The following is a 16,106-nucleotide window of genomic DNA, read 5'->3' as shown; positions in this document are numbered from 1 at the left end:
CAGGGGGTCTTATCTTTTAATTCCAAACGCCCCCAGCATCTGCTCCGTCTGCTTTTGCATCTGCTCCTGCATCTGCGTCAGCATGGACTGCGACTGCTCGACGTAGTTGCCCATCATGCCCTTCATCATCGGCGACTGCAGGCTCATGAACTGGGCCCACATTTCGGGCGTCACGCTCTGCGATTGCTCGGCCAGCTTGGCCTGGATGTCGGTGAAGGCCTGCACATTCTTTTCCAGGTAGGCGCCCATGAAGCCCTGCATCGCATGGCCATAGAACCGGATGATGTTGGCCAGTACCGCCTCGGTGAACATCGGGGCGCCGCCGGCCTCTTCTTCCAGAATGATCTGCAGCAGGATGCTGCGGGTCAGGTCATCGCCCGTCTTGGCATCGCGCACCACCACCTGCTCGCGGTCCATGACGAGCTGGCGCACTTCGGCCAGGGTGATGTAGGTGGACGTGTTGGTGTCGTACAGGCGGCGGTTGGGGTATTTCTTGATCACGCGCTGGGCAGACTTGGCGGCAGCGGCGCTTTGCGAATCGGGCACGACGAACTCCTCGGGGTGGTACCCCTTGTATTGCAGTGCAGCAGATTCTAGAAGTCGAACCCCTGCAGGCGGCGCAGGATAACCCTAATGGGGCGAAAGCCGCGCCGCATGGCGCGCACGGCGTGGCGATATCGGTCTTGGCTGACATGGCCAGGCCGGGTGATTCCCGACAATGCATCCAGACCACATCACGCGGGAAAGCATCACCATGGCTGACAGCACCACAAGCAAAGTCGACAAGGCCGAGAAGGAAATCGGCAACGTCCTGGCGGACCTGGAAAACGAGACCGATTCGGAAGTCCAGAAGATCGCCCTGGAAGACATGGTGGAAGTCGACCCATCGACCGGCAAGCCGGCGGTGCACAAGGGCGTGGATGTCACCGTCACGCCACGCCCCAAGCGGCAATGGATTCGCTAGGCATGCCATCCACCGGCCTATCCATCACGCGATCACACCTTCGGGCATTGAGCACACCTGCAGCCTGCTGCCTCCGGCGCCTTTGCGATGCTTGAGTTTCCATCGCTCACTCCCTGGTCATCCACAGGGCTCATCGCCCTCGCCGCGGCCTTGGTGGCCGCTGTCGCCCACCGCATAGCCGCAGTGGTGCTGCGCCGGGTGACCACCCCGCTTCCCCTGGTGCACACCGTGGTGGTGGCGTGCATCCCTGTCATGTGCGTGTTGCTGCCGCTGATCGCACTGCAGGCGGTCTGGCAAGGCGCCAGCGACGACCTGCCGCACATCGCAGGGGTGCGGCATTTGAACGGGCTGGCGCTCATCGCGGGCACCTGCTGGCTGGCCATCACGGCGATACAGGCCTTGGCCAATGGCATCGTGGCACGCCACCCTGCGGACGTCGAAGACAACCTCACCGCCCGACGCATCGCCACCCAGGCGCGCGTGCTGGCACGCACCGCCATGACGGGTGTGGTGATGGCCGGCGTGGCGCTGATGCTGATGACATTTCCGGGCGCGCGCCAGGTGGGGGCCAGCCTGCTCGCATCGGCCGGCGTGGTGGGGATCGTGGCGGGCATCGCGGCGCGGCCTGTGTTCAGCAACATGATCGCAGGGCTGCAGATCGCGCTGGCCCAGCCCATCCGCATCGACGACGTGCTCATCATCGAAGGCGAGTGGGGCCGCGTGGAAGAGATCACGTCCACCTATGTGGTACTGCGCATCTGGGACGAGCGCCGGCTGATCATTCCGCTGCAGTGGTTCATCGAGCACCCCTTTCAAAACTGGACGCGCACGAGCTCTGAAATTCTGGGCACGGTGTTTCTGTACGCAGACTACCGCCTGCCCTTGGAGCCTTTGCGGGCCGAGCTTCAGCGCGTGCTGGCTACCGCGCCCGAATGGGACAAGCGGGTGAACGTGCTGCAGCTGACCGACGTCACCGAGCGCACCATCCAGATCCGGGTGCTGGTCTCGGCACGGTCCTCCGGGCTGGCGTTCGACCTGCGATGCAGGGTTCGCGAAGCGCTGGTCACCTTTATCCAGCGGGAGTATCCGGACTGCCTGCCGCAGGTGCGCATTCCCGAGGCGCCACCAGCCAGCTTGCACACACCATCGGCACACGCAGAGCCGTCGCGTCAGGCCCCCACAGCGGGTTGACCTTGCGTTGTCATCACAACACCGCAGCGAGGTCGGCATGTTGGCTGGCAGAACGCCCCGCGGCCATCGCCTAACGTCAGGTTTTGAACGCTTTATCCCTACCCCAAGGAACGACGCCATGGAAACACCAGCCCCCTCCCCTGTCCCGCCATTCCCACCCGTCGACAACCCGCCACCGTGGTCCCCGGAATCCCCGCAAGGAGACCCACCCGCCCAGCCCGGAACCCCACCGGTGCAGGACCCTCCTCCACATTTCAATTGAAGTGACTGCAAGGAAAAATGCCAGCCTCACGGCTGGCATTTCTTTGGGATGGAGTGTCTATTTGACGCAGCAGACAGTTACAGATGCAAGCGCGTCGCTGATGGGCCCATGGCGCGCGTTGCACGGTACCTCATTTGGTGTGAGCACCGCCACTGGTCAAGGCCGCATGATTGATCGCAATCACCTGGGCGATTCCCAGAATGTCCGCACGGGTGATGGCCGCGGACGGGAACAACTCCGTGGCAAGACTCTGCGCCTCCTGGATCTGCGCCGAAGCCAGCACACACGATTGGTGCAATGTGCGCGCCAGCGCGATGTTCGAATCTTGGGCCATGTGGGTTCCTCCGTGAGTTGATGAAGCAGTATGACCGGGGACGGCCCGGTCGATCAACACTGTTCCACAACTCCGTGCTCACGCACTCAGAATTGGTAGCCCATCTTGAAGTACGCCACCATCAAGACCGCCATCACCGACGCAAAGGCGGCCAGCCAGAACACGCGAATGTCGTACATGCCCATCTCGGGATCAGTGTCTACAACGTTGTGGCCAGAAGTCTGTGGGTTGGTAGAGAGATTCATGATGTAACCCTTTAGTCTGTGTGAGCCTAGAAGGTAACTTCCCGCCCTTCCCCGCACTGTCAGACAAAAGCCAATCGTCACGAGGAGTTACGGCCGTCACCACGAGACGGACGGGACGGGACGGGACGGGACGGGACGGGACGGGACGGGACGGGACGGGACGGGACGGGACGGGACGGGACGGGACGGGACGGGACGGGACGGGACGGGACGGGACGGGACGGGACGGGACGGGACAGGCTCAGAGAGCGACATGCTCGACGACGTGCCATGCGACTCGAATCCCGGAAACAAAAAAGCCGCTCTGCGGGAGCGGCTTGAATTTGTATGCCAAATTTTCAGATTATTGAAGCCTGGTCTGCTTCAAAAGAAAACTTGGTAGGCGCGATTGGACTCGAACCAACGACCCCCACCATGTCAAGGTGGTGCTCTAACCAGCTGAGCTACGCGCCTGTCGTTGTTTAGACCACGATTATAGCCATAAAAAACAGGCGTTTTGAAATGTGCAGCGAAATCATTGCAAGGCTGCTGCCATCACTCATCAACGCCGACGCGCCGAACGCACCCCCGGCACACCCGACACGATGCCCAGCACCTTGTTCAGACGCCCCGAGTCGGCGACCTCGACCGTGAACGTCATCCAGGCCGTGCCTTTGACCGACTGGGTCTGCACGCCGATCACGTTGGTCTTCTCGCGCGCAAAGACTTCCGAGATGTCACGCAGCAGCCCCTGGCGGTCTGCGGCTTCCACGGCCACGTCGACTGGGTAGACGGCAGCCTGGGCGGCGGTTTTGGGCACGCCCCACTCCACCTCGATCACCCGCTCCAAGCTGCGCGCCGCCATCTCGCGGAAGTTGCTGCAGTCCGCGCGGTGCACACTCACGCCGTTTCCGCGGGTGACGAAGCCGCGGATGTCATCCGGCGGCGCGGGCTTGCAGCATTTGGCCAGCTGCGTCATCAATGAATCGATGCCCACCACCAGCACGCCGCCCTTGGGCGCCGATTCGTTGGTGCGGGTCTTCTTGAGCAGCAGGTAGTCGTCGGGCTGCCGCACCGGCTCGGGCGGGCGCAGCACGGTCTCTATGTTGCGCAGCGAAAACTCGTCCTTGCCCACCACTTCGAACAATGCGTCGGCGGACTTGAACCCAAGCTGCGCCGCCAGGTCGTCCAGCCTCATGGCCGTCCTGCCTTCGCGCTGCAGCAGCTTCTCGACCGCTTCCCGGCCGCGGCCGATGGTTTCATGCGTGGCCTGCGCGTTGAACCAGGCGCGCACCTTGGCCTTGGCGCGGTGGCTGGTCAGGTAGCCCAGATCGGCGTTGAGCCAGTCGCGCGACGGGCGGCCTTCCTTGACGGTGGAAATTTCGACCGTCTGCCCGTTTTGCAGCGGGGTGTTGAGTGGCACCATGGCACCATCCACACGGGCGCCACGGCAGCGATGCCCCACGCTGGTGTGCACGGCATAGGCAAAGTCCACGGGGGTCGCGCCCTGCTGCAACTCGACCACAGCGGCGTCGGGGGTCAGCACGTAAATGCGGTCTTCGAAGAGGCCGCTGTTGGACTCGGTGGTGCCCGACAGGTCCCGCTCCCAGGCCAGCAACTGGCGCAGCACGGCGATCTTGGCGTCGTACTCGCCCGTGGCGGACACGCCCGCATAGCCCTTGCTGCCGGCCTCCTTGTAGGCCCAGTGGGCCGCCACGCCGTGCTCGGCATGGTCGTGCATGCCCTGCGTGCGGATCTGGATTTCGATGGGCTTGCCGTTGTCGTCGCGCACGATGGTGTGCAGCGACTGGTAGCCGTTGGGCTTGGGTTTGGCGATGTAGTCGTCGAACTCCTCGACGATGGGCTTGAATTGCTGGTGCACCCAGCTGAGGGCCGCGTAGCAGTCCTTGACCGTGGGCACGACCACGCGCAGCGCGCGGATGTCCAGCACCTGGTCGAAGTTGAGCGACTTGCCGCGCATCTTCTTGACGATGCTGTAGATGTGCTTGGGGCGGCCCTGCACGCTGGCGCTGATGCTGTGCGCGCGCAGGTCGGCCTCGACGCGCGAGCGCAACTGCACCATGTAGACCTCGCGCTCGCCGCGTTTCTCGTCGAGCAGACGGGCGACTTCCTTGTAGGTGTCCGGCTCCAGAAACCGGAACGACAGGTCTTCCAGCTCCCACTTGATCTGCCAGATGCCCAGGCGGTTGGCCAGCGGCGCAAACACCTGCAGCGACTCACGCGCCAGGCTGGGCGGAACGGGCCGCTTGCTGGCGGCATGAAAGCGCAGCGTCTGCAGGCGCGAGGCCAGGCGCAGCATGACCACCCGCAGGTCGCGCGAGAAGGCCAGCAGCATCTTGCGCACGTTCTCGGTCTGCAGCGCCTGGCCATCCACACGGTCCCCGGCGCGGGCCTGCTGCTGCACCCGCATGAGCTTGGTGGTCTCTACCGCCAGCGCGGCGAAGTTCTCGCCAAACGCTTTGGAGATCACGTCGTGCGGCTTGGCCAGGTGAATGCAGGCATGCACCAGGTAGCTGGCCGCCTGCATGGCTTCGGAGCCGCCGATGCCTTTGAGGATGGCCGCCACGGCGTCGGCATGGGCCAGCGTGTTCTCCCCCGAATCGAGGGTTTCGCCCGCCATCAACGGCTCGGCAAAGGCCCTTGCGCGCACCAGCGCATTCACCTGCTCCGGCAGCGTGTGCGCCGTGGCCGCGATGAGCTGAGGAACGGCGTCTGGCTGGGGGGATGCGGTCGCAGCAGCGGAAAGGTTGGTTTTCATTCCGCCGCCGCACCTTCTGCTGCCAGCAAGAAACCCGTGACGGCGGCGACCTGGTCAGCTGCCACCAGCGTGGGCGCATGCCCCACGCCTTCGAACTCCACCACATGCGCACGGGGACCGCGCTGCGTCATGGCCTGCGCCGTATCGCGGGACAGCAGATCGGACTGTGCTCCACGCAACAGCAGCGTGCGCGCCGTGATGTGGTCGTACAGGTGCCAGAGCGCCGCTTCGCCCGCAGCCGCCGAGTCTTGCGTCAATGTCTTGAAAGGCACGGCGATCTGGGGGTCGTAATGCAGCGTCACGCCACCGTCCGGCAGGGGCCGCACCATCGCCCGCGACAGATCGAGCCACTGGGCCTCGGTGTGCGGCCCGAAGCTCGTGGAGATCGCCCACATCGCCTGGGCCGCCTGCTCCACCGATTCAAAGCGGGCCATCTGCCCCAGGTACTGCCCGATGCGCTGCAGCGCCTGCCACTGAATGACGGGCCCGACATCGTTGAGCACCATGCGGCGCACTGGCACCGGCAAGGGCAGGCCCGGCTGGCCCGCAATGCCCATGCCGATGAGCCCCCCCATGCTGGTGCCCACCCAATCCAGGGTGCTGATGGGTGCCTGCTGGTGCAGTCGCGCCACCAGCGACAGCATGTCGGCGGCGTATTGGGGAATCTGATAGCCCATGGGGTCTGCCAGCCAGTCGCTGCGGCCCCGGCCCACCACGTCGGGGCACACCACGCGCGCATGGCGGGCGAGCTCTGCGGCCAAGGTATCGAAGTCGCGCCCCTGCCGCGAAAGACCATGCACGCAGACGATCACGTGCGGGTGCGCGGGGTCGCCCGTCGCATTCCACTCCCAGTACGCCATGCGATGCTGCTGTGCAGGAGCAGGCGCTGCGCCTGCTGACACCGGTGCGGCCGCAGGGCCGGGGCACAGTACGTAGTTCAGCGTAGGTTCAATCATGGGGGGCGGAATCCGGGAGCAGCGCTTGATAATCAGCTGCGTTGCATCGTAATTCATTCGGGAGAGACTCTCATGCTGAAAGGCAAAACCGCCCTCGTCACCGGCTCCACCAGCGGCATCGGCCTGGGCATCGCCAAAGCCCTGGCCCGCCAGGGCGCCAACATCGTGCTCAACGGTTTCGGCGATGTGGACGGCCCGCGCGCCGAAGTGCTGGCCGCCGGCGAATCTGCAGGCATACAGGTGGCCTACCACGGTGCCGACATGAGCCGCGCGGCGGACATCGAAGACATGATGAAGTACAGCGCCTCGCAGTTCGGACGGGTGGACATCCTGGTCAACAACGCAGGCATTCAGCACGTGGCCAACGTGGAGGATTTCCCCGTGGAGCGCTGGGACGCGGTGATGGCCATCAACCTCTCCAGCGCCTTCCACACCTCGCGCCTGGCGCTGCCCGGCATGAAGAGCGCCAACTGGGGCCGCATCATCAATGTGGCTTCGGTGCACGGCCTGGTGGGTTCGGCACAGAAATCGGCCTACGTGGCCGCCAAGCACGGCATCGTCGGGCTGACCAAGGTCACCGCGCTGGAGAACGCCACGACGGGCGTCACCTGCAACGCCATCTGCCCCGGCTGGGTGCTCACCCCGCTGGTGCAAAAGCAGGTGGACGCCAAGGCGCAGGAACACGGCCTGTCGAACGAAGACGCCAAGAAGCTGCTGCTGGGCGAAAAAGAGCCCTCGATGCAGTTCACCACCCCCGAGGAGCTGGGCGAACTGGCGGTGTTCTTCTGCTCCCCCGCCGCGAACAACGTGCGTGGCGTGGCCTGGAACATGGACGGCGGCTGGGCCGCGCAGTAAACCCGGCAGGCCTGCGGGTCGGGCGCCGTGGCGCCGTCCCAGAAAAAAAGCGCCAGCCAAGATGGCCGGCGCTTTTTCCTTGTTCCATTTGGCTTCACCCCCACGCGCCTTCAACGCCTGGTGGCGGGCCGTTCCGTCAACGCATCTGCACGGAGCCGGACACGTTCACGATGACCTGGGCCTTGCCGGCTTCCACCGGTACCGCGGAATCCGAGAACGAACCCATCTTGGCCTCGGCAGCCATCATGCGCGGGCGAGGACCAGGCATCGACTCGTTGCTGTTGACCGCCACTTCGCGCAGGCTGTAGTTGCTGAAACCAAAGCCCTTGGCCAGTTCTGCCGCACGCGCCTTGAACTGCTCGATGGCTTGCGTCTGGGCCTCGCCCTCGACCTTGGCACGCGCCTCCCGCGACAGGCCGAAGGCCACCTGGCTGATGGACATTGTCTGGATCTTGCCGGCAGTGGTGGTGATGCGCGAAAAGTCACGCCCTTCCAGCACCAGCTCCGCCCGGCCCTGCCAGCCATTGATCTTGCCGTCCTTGCCATAACGCGGGTACAGGCCGAACGGGCCCGTGCGCACATCCAGCTGGCCGGGCTGCGCATTGCGCTTGGCTTCGGTCAGGGCCGTGTCAAGCGCCTGCTTGAGCTGGGTCTGCACGGTGGCTGCGTCGGCTGCCTCCTTGCTGGTGGCCAGGTTGAGCACCAGCAGGTCCTGCTGCACTTCGACCGCGCCTGTGGCCGACAACTGCACCACATTGCGCGGCTCGGGCACGGGCGCAGCGGTTTGAGCAAAAGCGGCTCCAGCGCAAGCCAGCAAAGCGCTGGCAGCTATCATTTTGGTAGTTTTTTTCATGGTCTGAATGTCCTTCAAGGCAAAACACAGCCTCCATGCGGGCATGTGCGGGCTTCACCATAACCGCACGGGATGGCAGCACGTTTGAACCACGGCGCACCAGCGTGCGAAGCTGGGCAAAACTTGTAACAGTTGGTCAAACCACCCCCCAAAACCCGAACTTCGGCGTTCCAAGTGGTCAGAATCGGCTCTGTTACAAATTGGACTTGAGATCTACATGGCCACAACAACCAATCGCACCGACAAAGTTCTCGTGGTGGACGACGACGCCCGTATCCGTGATCTGCTGCGCCGCTATCTGACGCAGGAAGGCTTCGAGGTCATGGTCGCTGAAGACGGCAAGGCCCTGAACCGCCTGCTGCTGCGCGAGACGGTGGACATCATCGTGCTCGACCTGATGATGCCGGGCGAAGATGGCTTGTCGATCTGCCGCCGCCTGCGCGCCGCCAATGACCGCACCCCCATCATCATGCTCACGGCCAAGGGCGAGGACGTGGACCGCATCGTCGGCCTGGAAGTGGGCGCCGACGACTACCTGGGCAAGCCCTTCAATCCCCGCGAACTCTTGGCCCGCATCCACGCCGTGCTGCGCCGCCGCCCCGCGCAGGAAGCCCCCGGTGCCCCGTCGGGCGACAACGAGGTCGTCACCTTCGGCCCATTCACCTTCGACCTGGGCACGCGCGCCCTGCAGCGCAATGGTGAAGAACTGCCGCTGACCACCGGCGAATTCGCAATGCTCAAGGCGCTGGTGCGCCACCCGCGCCAGCCGCTGTCCCGCGAAAAGCTGGCCCTGCTGGCACGCGGCCGCGAGTTCGAGCCCTTCGACCGCAGCCTGGACGTGCAGGTTTCGCGCCTGCGCAAGCTGGTCGAAGTCGATGCGGCCGCGCCGCGCTACATCCAGACGGTGTGGGGCGTGGGCTACGTGTTCGTGCCGGACGGAACCAGCTGAGCCCCTCTTCATGCGAAAGAATGACGGCAAGCCGAGACCCCCTTTCCGGCAATCCGTGACCGCCCCGCCCGACGCCACCAGCCCCGCGCCGCTCGAAGCCCTGCGCCTTGCGCGGGAGCAGCGCGCGCGCGTGGGGCTCAACCTTTTCTGGCGCACCTTCTTCCTGCTGGCATTGCTGCTGGTGGGCAGTATCCTGGCCTGGCTGCAGACGCTGCGGGCGCTGGAGTTCGAGCCGCGCACGCTGCACACGGCGCAGCAGATCGCATCGCTGGTCAACCTGAGCCGCGCTGCACTGGTGCACTCGGATGCGATTGCACGCGTCTCGCTCATCAAGACCATGGCGGACCAGGAAGGTGTGCGCATCCTCCCGCGCGAGCCCAAGGACAAGTTCGAGCTGCTCGAAGGCACGGCCCTGGGCAACCGCCTCACCGACGAGCTCACCCAGCGCCTGGGGCCCGACACCATCGTGGCCCAGAACGTGAACGGCGAGACCGGCCTGTGGGTGGGTTTCAACATCAACGGCGACCCCAACTGGCTGCTGATGGACCGCTCGCGGTTCAGCCCGGCTGGCGGCCGCACCTGGCTGATCTGGCTCATCACCGCGGGCGCCCTGTCGCTGGCGGGTGCTGCGGCCATCGCGCGGCTGATCAACCGGCCGCTCAAGCAGCTCTCGTACGCTGCCAACCGCGTCAAGGACGGCGACTTCGCAGCCAGCCACCTGGATGAAGAGGTGGTGACCAGCGAAATCCGCGAGGTCAACATCGGCTTCAACCGCATGGCGCAAAAGCTGGCCAAGCTGGAGCAGGACCGCGCAGTGATGCTGGCCGGCATCTCGCACGACCTGCGCACGCCCCTGGCGCGCCTGCGGCTCGAAACCGAGATGAGCGTGAACGACGAGGTCGCCCGCGAGCACATGGTGGCGGACATCGTGCAGCTCGACGCCACCATCGACAAGTTCCTGGACTACGCGCGGCCCGACCACGTCACGCTCACCCCGGTAAACCTGCATGCCGTGGTGTCGTCGTGCGTCTACGCCGTGCAGGACCACCGCGAGCTGCAGATCACGATGTCGGTCCCCGAGGACCTGAACGTGCTGGCCGACGAGGTGGAACTGGCGCGCGTGATCTCCAACCTGCTGGAAAACGCGCGGCGCTACGGCAAGGCGGAGGACACCGGCATCACCAACGTGGACATCGCCGCCAAGGGGCGCGAGAACTGGGTGCTGGTCAAGCTGCGCGACCACGGCCCGGGTGTTCCGCCCGAGCAGTTGTCCAACCTGACCAAGCCCTTCTTCCGCGGCGACTCGGCGCGCACCGCAGCGGCGGGCGCGGGCCTGGGCCTGTCCATCGTGGACAAGACCGTGCAGCGCATGGGCGGCATCTTCGCGCTGGCCAACTCCAGCACAGGCGGCCTGGTGGCGCACTTGCAGTTGCAGCGCGCCACAGGGCTACCGGATGGCGCCGACCCCAAGCAGCGGCTGCAACGCCCGTCCGTCAAGCGCCAGTTGCCCCGGCGCCGGGCCGAAGACCGGACGGCCTGATCGGCGCTCTTTCCCCAATGCAAAAAGCCCCGGACTTCGGGGCTTTTTGCATTGTGCCGTGCCGCACCTGGGCTGAGGTGGCTCTTTACGCTTTGCTCAATGCCGCGAGTGCGACACGACGGGGTGACGACGCACCAGCGTCTACCGTTCAACGCACCATGCACGGCGATTTGTTGTTGAACTTCCAGCCCGGAATCAGGTACTGCATGGCGATCGCATCGTCGCGCGCGCCCAGGCCGTGCTCCAGATACAGGCGGTGGGCCCGCTCGACCTCGTCCATGTCCAGCTCCACGCCCAAGCCGGGCTTTTTGGGGAGCTGGATGAAGCCGTCCTTGATCTGGAACGGCTCCTTGGTCAGGCGTTCGCCGTCCTGCCAGATCCAATGCGTGTCGATGGCCGTCACGCGGCCGGGGGCGGCGGCGCCCACGTGGGTGAACATGGCCAACGAGACATCGAAGTGGTTGTTGGAATGCGAGCCCCAGGTCAGGCCGAAGGCCTGGCACATCTGCGCCACGCGCACCGACCCGGCCATGGTCCAGAAATGCGGGTCGGCCAGGGGGATGTCCACCGACTGCAGGGCCAGGCTGTGGGCCATCTCGCGCCAGTCGGTGGCCACCATGTTGGTGGCGGTGGGCAGGCCCGTGGCGCGGCGAAACTCGGCCATCACCTCGCGGCCCGAGAACACGCCTTCGGCGCCGCAGGGGTCCTCGGCATAGGCCATCACGCCGTGCAGGTCGCGCGTGATGCGGATGGCGTCCTTCAGCAGCCAGCCGCCATTGGGGTCCAGCGTCACACGCGCTTCCGGAAAGCGCTCGTGCAGCGCGCGGATGGCCTCGACCTCTTCCTCGCCGCGCAGCACGCCGCCCTTGAGCTTGAAGTCGGCAAAGCCGTAACGCTCGTATGCGGCCTCGGCCAGGCGCACGATGCCGTCGGCGGTCATGGCCTTCTCGTTGCGCAGGCGGAACCAGTCGTTGTCGGCACCGGGCTCGGTGCGGTAGGCCAGGTCAGTCTTTTGGCGGTCCCCCACGTAGAACAGGTAGCCCAGCATCTGCACCGATTCGCGCTGCACGCCATCGCCCAACAGCGCGGCCACGGGCACGTTCAGGTGCTGGCCCAGCAGGTCCAGAAAGGCTGATTCCACGGCGGTGACCGCGTGGATGGTGATGCGAAGATCAAACGTCTGCAACCCGCGCCCGCCTGCATCGCGGTCGGCAAACTGCGCGCGCATGGCGTTGAGCACGGCGTTGTGGTGCCCGATGGGGCGGCCCACGATCAGCGCTCGCGCATCCTCGATGGTCTGGCGAATCTTCTCGCCGCCGGGCACCTCGCCCACCCCGGTGTTGCCCGCGCTGTCACGCAGGATGAGCAGGTTGCGCGTGAAGAACGGGCCGTGCGCGCCGCTCAGGTTCATGAGCATGCTGTCGTGGCCCGCCACGGGCACCACGCGCAGTTCAGTGACGACGGGGGTGCTGGCGGCAGAAGGGTTGGAAGAGGTGGTCATGGTGTTCTGGAATATGGGGGGAGCGCCCCCCGGTTCTTTCGTGTCAAAGCGGCTCACAAACCTCGGCGAAGCGGTTCTGGCCAGGCGCTACGTCGCAGGCAATGCGAGGAGCACGACAAGACGGAGCAACAACGCCACAAGAGGTTTTTGAGTCGCGCTCAATCGGCAGTGATCTTGCGGGTCTCGATGACTGTCTTCCAGCGCGCGAATTCGCGCGCCTGGTAAGCGGTGAAGGCTTCGGGCGTGCTGGCCACGATCTCCAGGCCCTGGTCGAGCATGCGTTTCTTCACGGTCGGGTCGTTCAGGGCGGCGATGGCTGCGTCCGAGAGCTTCTTCTTGAGCGCTGGCGGCAGGCCCTTGGGCGCGGCCATGCCTTGCCACGAGTACACCTCGGCACCGGCCACACCGGCCTCGGCCAGGGTGGGCACGTCGGGCAGCACCGGGCTGCGCTTGTCACCGGTCACAGCGATTGCATGCAGCTTGCCGCCGCGGATGTGCTGCAGCACGGCGTTCACGTTCTGGAACGAGAACTCCACCTGCCCGCCCAGCAGGTCGTTGATGGCCGGAGCGCCGCCCTTGTAGGGGATGTGCAGGCCTTCGGTGCCGCTTTGCTGCCAGAACACTTCGGCCGAGAGGTGGTCCGACGAGCCGTTGCCCGAACTCGCAAAGCTCACCTTGCCGGGGTTGGCCTTGAGCTGGGCGATCACTTCCTTCACGGTGCGCGCCTTCTGGCCAGGGGCGGCCACCAGCACGTTGGGCGCCTGCACCGGCACGGTGATGTAGTCGAAATCCTTGAGCGCGTCGTACGGCACGCTCTTGAGCAGGTGCGGCGCTACGACGAAGGCGCCCAGCGAGGACACCAGCAGCGTGTAGCCATCGGCCGGCGCGCGCTTGACCATGCCAGCGCCCAGCGTGCCCGTGGCACCGGGGCGGTTGTCCACCACGAAATTCTGGCCCAGTTTGTCGCCCATGTGCTGCGCCATGGCGCGGGCCACCATGTCGGTGGAGCCGCCGGCCGGGAACGGCACGACGATGGTCACGGGCTTTTCAGGCCAGGCTGCGGGTGTACCGGGCGCGGCCGTCTGGGCCGATGCGGCGAAAGCAAAAGCCAGGCTGCACGCGCTTGCGGTCAGCAGCAGTTTCTTGATGAACATGGTGGATGTCTCCGAAGTTGGATGGTTGACACAGCCCTCTGCGGGGCCTGGGTCGGGTCTTGCGTGGAACGGGATGGGGTCGGGCTGGGCGCGTAGTGCGGTTACTGCGGGCCTAGCTTGTCGATGAGCGCCTTGAGCTCTTCCATCTCGCTGGGCTGCAGGTCCGTCAGCGGCGCGCGCACCGGGCCGCCGTCGTGGCCCACGATCTTGGCGCCCGCCTTGATGATGGAGACGCCATAGCCTTCCACCCGGTTGCGGATGGCCAGGTAGGGCATGAAGAACTCCTTGAGCAGCTTGTGCTGCGTGGCGGTGTCGTCCGCCGCCACGGCCTTGTAGAACTCCATCGCGGTCTTGGGGATGAAGTTGAAGACGGCGGACGAATACACCGGCGTGCCCAGCGCCTTGTAGGCAGCCGCATAGACCTCGGCCGTGGGCAGCCCGCCCAGGTACGAGAAGCGGTCGCCCATCTTCATGAAGATCGAAGACATGGTCTCGATGTTGCCCACGCCGTCCTTGAAGCCGATCAGGTTGGGGCAACGGTCGGCCAGGATGGCCAGGGAATTGGCCGTGAGCTTGGTGCGGTCGCGGTTGTAGACGATGACGCCGAACTTCACGCTGTTGCACACCTGGGCCACATGCTCGATCAGGCCTTCCTGGCCGGCTTCGGTCAGGTAGTGGGGCAAGAGCAGGATGCCGTGGGCGCCCAGACGCTCGGCTTCCTGGGCATGGGCGATGGCGGTGCGGGTGGGGCCGCCGGCACCGGCAATGATCGGCACCTTGCCGCGGCAGGTGTCCACCGCGGTCTTGACCACCTGGCCGTACTCGGGGCCCGACAGCGAGAAGTACTCACCCGTGCCGCCGGCGGCGAACAGGGCGCTGGCGCCGTAGGGGGCCAGCCACTCCAGGCGCTCGATGTAGGTCTTGGGGCGGAATTCACCCTGCTCGTCGAAGTCGGTGATGGGGAACGACAGCAGGCCGGAGCCCATGATGGATTTGAGTTCTTGCGGGTTCATGGTCATCCAGTCAGATCAGATCGGTGGGTGGGAGATGGCAAAAAAACAGGCATCAGCAGCAGCGTCGTCGGCCGCGGCAGAAGTCATACAACCGCCTTGACGCGTCCGCACGTACCTGGGAGATACGCTCGATTTGCATTTTTCAAGCCAAATGTTAACGTTAACAAAATCATTCGATACTAAGGTTAACCCTTAGTCATGGGATCTCTTTGGCTATGCCGTGAAGCCTCCCAAAAAATGCTTTGCTATATTTTTAATAGCTTAAAACGCTTGACCATCAAGCGGTAGCAGCCATGTTTATTCAAAATCGCAGACAGTCAGGCAGCGGAAATCACCCTGGGGGACGCTTTCTGGACGCTGACCCTCACAGCGGCAGCTACGCCGGCCAATGCCACACTGAGTCGCGCCAGGCTCACCGCCGACCCCGTCCACGAGGCAATTCCATACTGCTTGTCGATAGACTCCGACCATGCAAGCCCCCCCCACTCCCGCCACAGCATCCCCCGCACCGCGCGACCGCCCTGCGGTCACGCTGCGGGAGGTGGCCGAGCGCGCGGGCGTGTCGATGATCACCGTCTCGCGCGCCATCAACACACCGCACCAGGTGTCGGAGGCGACGCGGGTGCGCGTGCAGGAGGCCGTCTCCAACATGGGCTACGTGCCCAACCTGGTGGCCGGGGGGTTGCGCTCGGCGCGCAGCCATGTGGTCACCGCGCTGGTTCCTACCCTGACCGGGCCGCTGTTTGGCGAGATGGTGCAGTCGCTCACCGATGCGCTGGAACTGCGCGGCTTTCAGGTGATGGTGGGCCAGGTCGGCTATGCGCACTCGCGCGAGGACGAACTGCTGCGCGCCATCGTCGGCCGGCGCCCCGACGGCATCGTGGTCACCGGCGTCATGCACTCGCCCGAGGGGCGCCGCATGCTCATGGCATCGGGCATCCCCATCGTGGAAACTTGGGACTTCACCGACACCCCCATCGACATGCTGGTGGGCCTGCGGCACGAAGCACTGGGCGCCGCCGTGTGCGAGCACCTGGTCGCCAAGGGCCGGCGCCACCTGGCGCTGCTCAGCGGTGGTGACGAACGCGCCGCCCGCCGTGCCCGCGGCTTCCAGGCCGCGGCCCTGCGCCTGGGGCTGCGCGAGCCGGCGGTGCGGCTGGGCAAGTCCCCCACCACGCACGCCGACGGTCGCGACGGCCTGGCTGCACTGCTGGCCGACGCGCCGGACATCGATGCCGTGTTCTGCAGCTCCGACATGCTGGCGTTGGGTGTGCTGACCGAGGCACGCGTGCGCGGCATCACCGTGCCGGGCCGGTTGGCCGTAGTGGGCTTTGGCGATATCGACTTTGCGCAGACGGTGAGCCCCAGCCTCACCACCGTGCGCATCGACGGCACGCGCATGGGGCAGATGGCGGCTCAGTTGATCGCCGACCGTGCCGACGGCAAGTCCGTGGCGGAGCCGGTGGTGGACATCGGCTTTTCCATCGTGGAGCGGGAAAGCGCATAGCCGCATCCGCCCAGGCGGCACATG

General features: G+C 65.4%; 15 protein-coding genes and 1 tRNA gene. 6 read left to right on the top strand and 10 right to left on the bottom strand.

Going from position 1 to position 16,106, the window contains the following annotated elements:
• Window positions 1-9: 9 nt before the first annotated feature.
• Entirely contained in the window at window positions 10-546 is a 537-nt protein-coding gene (phaR, locus tag ACSQ3D_RS06540; protein ID WP_056421142.1) for a polyhydroxyalkanoate synthesis repressor PhaR, read from the bottom strand.
• 208 nt (window positions 547-754) lie between these two features.
• On the opposite strand from phaR, the gene ACSQ3D_RS06535 reads away from it, so the two are divergent.
• Together ACSQ3D_RS06535 and ACSQ3D_RS06530 are read left to right on the top strand one after the other, a co-directional pair.
• Window positions 755-964, top strand: a complete 210-nt coding sequence (locus tag ACSQ3D_RS06535; RefSeq protein WP_200912471.1) for a hypothetical protein — start codon at window positions 755-757, stop codon at window positions 962-964.
• An 87-nt stretch (window positions 965-1,051) separates the two neighbouring features.
• Window positions 1,052-2,155, top strand: coding sequence for a mechanosensitive ion channel family protein (locus ACSQ3D_RS06530; RefSeq protein WP_436126308.1), 1,104 nt, complete (start codon window positions 1,052-1,054; stop codon window positions 2,153-2,155).
• A gap of 392 nt (window positions 2,156-2,547) precedes the next feature.
• Here ACSQ3D_RS06530 and ACSQ3D_RS06525 read toward each other — a convergent pair whose 3' ends face one another.
• The 5 genes from ACSQ3D_RS06525 to ACSQ3D_RS06505 form a co-directional block, all read right to left on the bottom strand.
• Window positions 2,548-2,751, bottom strand: coding sequence for a hypothetical protein (locus ACSQ3D_RS06525; RefSeq protein ID WP_056421134.1), 204 nt, complete (start codon window positions 2,749-2,751; stop codon window positions 2,548-2,550).
• An 86-nt stretch (window positions 2,752-2,837) separates the two neighbouring features.
• Window positions 2,838-2,996 (bottom strand): hypothetical protein, encoded by a 159-nt coding sequence (locus ACSQ3D_RS06520; RefSeq protein WP_436126307.1) that lies wholly within the window; start codon window positions 2,994-2,996, stop codon window positions 2,838-2,840.
• Window positions 2,997-3,372: 376 nt separating this feature from the next.
• Window positions 3,373-3,449, bottom strand: a tRNA-Val gene (locus ACSQ3D_RS06515).
• Between the two features lie 88 nt (window positions 3,450-3,537).
• A complete protein-coding gene (locus ACSQ3D_RS06510; protein ID WP_436126306.1) occupies window positions 3,538-5,754 on the bottom strand; it encodes a RelA/SpoT family protein in 2,217 nt (738 codons plus the stop codon).
• Window positions 5,751-6,710: an alpha/beta fold hydrolase gene (locus ACSQ3D_RS06505; RefSeq protein ID WP_436126305.1), complete on the bottom strand. Its 960-nt coding sequence runs from the start codon at window positions 6,708-6,710 to the stop codon at window positions 5,751-5,753. The genes ACSQ3D_RS06510 and ACSQ3D_RS06505 overlap by 4 nt, the downstream gene beginning before the upstream one ends.
• Window positions 6,711-6,782: 72 nt before the next feature.
• Between ACSQ3D_RS06505 and ACSQ3D_RS06500 the strand changes: the two genes are divergently transcribed.
• Window positions 6,783-7,565 (top strand): 3-hydroxybutyrate dehydrogenase, encoded by a 783-nt coding sequence (locus tag ACSQ3D_RS06500; RefSeq protein ID WP_056421130.1) that lies wholly within the window; start codon window positions 6,783-6,785, stop codon window positions 7,563-7,565.
• A 136-nt stretch (window positions 7,566-7,701) separates the two neighbouring features.
• Here ACSQ3D_RS06500 and ACSQ3D_RS06495 read toward each other — a convergent pair whose 3' ends face one another.
• Window positions 7,702-8,418 carry an SIMPL domain-containing protein gene (locus ACSQ3D_RS06495; RefSeq protein ID WP_436126304.1) on the bottom strand — a complete coding sequence of 239 codons (717 nt, stop codon included), beginning with the start codon at window positions 8,416-8,418 and terminating at the stop codon, window positions 7,702-7,704.
• A 217-nt stretch (window positions 8,419-8,635) separates the two neighbouring features.
• Here ACSQ3D_RS06495 and ompR point away from each other — a divergent pair, with 217 nt between their 5' ends.
• Both ompR and ACSQ3D_RS06485 read left to right on the top strand, forming a co-directional pair.
• On the top strand, window positions 8,636-9,367 hold the full coding sequence (ompR, locus tag ACSQ3D_RS06490; RefSeq protein ID WP_010460834.1) for an osmolarity response regulator transcription factor OmpR: 732 nt from the start codon (window positions 8,636-8,638) through the stop codon (window positions 9,365-9,367).
• A gap of 10 nt (window positions 9,368-9,377) precedes the next feature.
• The gene (locus ACSQ3D_RS06485; RefSeq protein WP_056421127.1) at window positions 9,378-10,907 is read left to right on the top strand and encodes an ATP-binding protein; all 1,530 of its coding nucleotides are present in this window, start codon (window positions 9,378-9,380) and stop codon (window positions 10,905-10,907) included.
• Window positions 10,908-11,055: 148 nt separating this feature from the next.
• Here ACSQ3D_RS06485 and gudD read toward each other — a convergent pair whose 3' ends face one another.
• The 3 genes from gudD to kdgD all read right to left on the bottom strand — a co-directional run bounded on the left by gudD (window position 11,056) and on the right by kdgD (window position 14,575).
• The gene (gene gudD, locus ACSQ3D_RS06480; protein ID WP_436126303.1) at window positions 11,056-12,408 is read right to left on the bottom strand and encodes a glucarate dehydratase; all 1,353 of its coding nucleotides are present in this window, start codon (window positions 12,406-12,408) and stop codon (window positions 11,056-11,058) included.
• Window positions 12,409-12,566: 158 nt separating this feature from the next.
• A complete protein-coding gene (locus tag ACSQ3D_RS06475) occupies window positions 12,567-13,556 on the bottom strand; it encodes a Bug family tripartite tricarboxylate transporter substrate binding protein (RefSeq protein WP_436126723.1) in 990 nt (329 codons plus the stop codon).
• Window positions 13,557-13,663: 107 nt separating this feature from the next.
• Window positions 13,664-14,575: a 5-dehydro-4-deoxyglucarate dehydratase gene (gene kdgD, locus ACSQ3D_RS06470; protein ID WP_436126302.1), complete on the bottom strand. Its 912-nt coding sequence runs from the start codon at window positions 14,573-14,575 to the stop codon at window positions 13,664-13,666.
• Between the two features lie 469 nt (window positions 14,576-15,044).
• Here kdgD and ACSQ3D_RS06465 point away from each other — a divergent pair, with 469 nt between their 5' ends.
• The gene (locus ACSQ3D_RS06465) at window positions 15,045-16,082 is read left to right on the top strand and encodes a LacI family DNA-binding transcriptional regulator (protein WP_436126301.1); all 1,038 of its coding nucleotides are present in this window, start codon (window positions 15,045-15,047) and stop codon (window positions 16,080-16,082) included.
• Window positions 16,083-16,106 lie beyond the last annotated feature (24 nt).

The sequence above is a fragment of the Acidovorax sp. LjRoot117 genome, assembly GCF_964252695.1.
Taxonomy (GTDB): Bacteria; Pseudomonadota; Gammaproteobacteria; order Burkholderiales; family Burkholderiaceae_C; genus Acidovorax.
The sequence above is the reverse complement of the archived record's forward strand: the minus strand, read 5'-3'. Positions and strand labels throughout refer to the sequence as shown.

Coding starts and splice junctions, on each gene's coding strand:
- ACSQ3D_RS06535 (WP_200912471.1), top strand. CDS start 755: ATGGCTGACAGCACCACAAGCAAAGTCGACAAGGCCGAGAAGGAAATC.
- ACSQ3D_RS06530 (WP_436126308.1), top strand. CDS start 1,052: ATGCTTGAGTTTCCATCGCTCACTCCCTGGTCATCCACAGGGCTCATC.
- ACSQ3D_RS06525 (WP_056421134.1), bottom strand. CDS start 2,751: ATGGCCCAAGATTCGAACATCGCGCTGGCGCGCACATTGCACCAATCG.
- ACSQ3D_RS06520 (WP_436126307.1), bottom strand. CDS start 2,996: ATGAATCTCTCTACCAACCCACAGACTTCTGGCCACAACGTTGTAGAC.
- ACSQ3D_RS06510 (WP_436126306.1), bottom strand. CDS start 5,754: ATGAAAACCAACCTTTCCGCTGCTGCGACCGCATCCCCCCAGCCAGAC.
- ACSQ3D_RS06505 (WP_436126305.1), bottom strand. CDS start 6,710: ATGATTGAACCTACGCTGAACTACGTACTGTGCCCCGGCCCTGCGGCC.
- ACSQ3D_RS06500 (WP_056421130.1), top strand. CDS start 6,783: ATGCTGAAAGGCAAAACCGCCCTCGTCACCGGCTCCACCAGCGGCATC.
- ACSQ3D_RS06495 (WP_436126304.1), bottom strand. CDS start 8,418: ATGAAAAAAACTACCAAAATGATAGCTGCCAGCGCTTTGCTGGCTTGC.
- ompR (WP_010460834.1), top strand. CDS start 8,636: ATGGCCACAACAACCAATCGCACCGACAAAGTTCTCGTGGTGGACGAC.
- ACSQ3D_RS06485 (WP_056421127.1), top strand. CDS start 9,378: ATGCGAAAGAATGACGGCAAGCCGAGACCCCCTTTCCGGCAATCCGTG.
- gudD (WP_436126303.1), bottom strand. CDS start 12,408: ATGACCACCTCTTCCAACCCTTCTGCCGCCAGCACCCCCGTCGTCACT.
- kdgD (WP_436126302.1), bottom strand. CDS start 14,575: ATGAACCCGCAAGAACTCAAATCCATCATGGGCTCCGGCCTGCTGTCG.
- ACSQ3D_RS06465 (WP_436126301.1), top strand. CDS start 15,045: ATGCAAGCCCCCCCCACTCCCGCCACAGCATCCCCCGCACCGCGCGAC.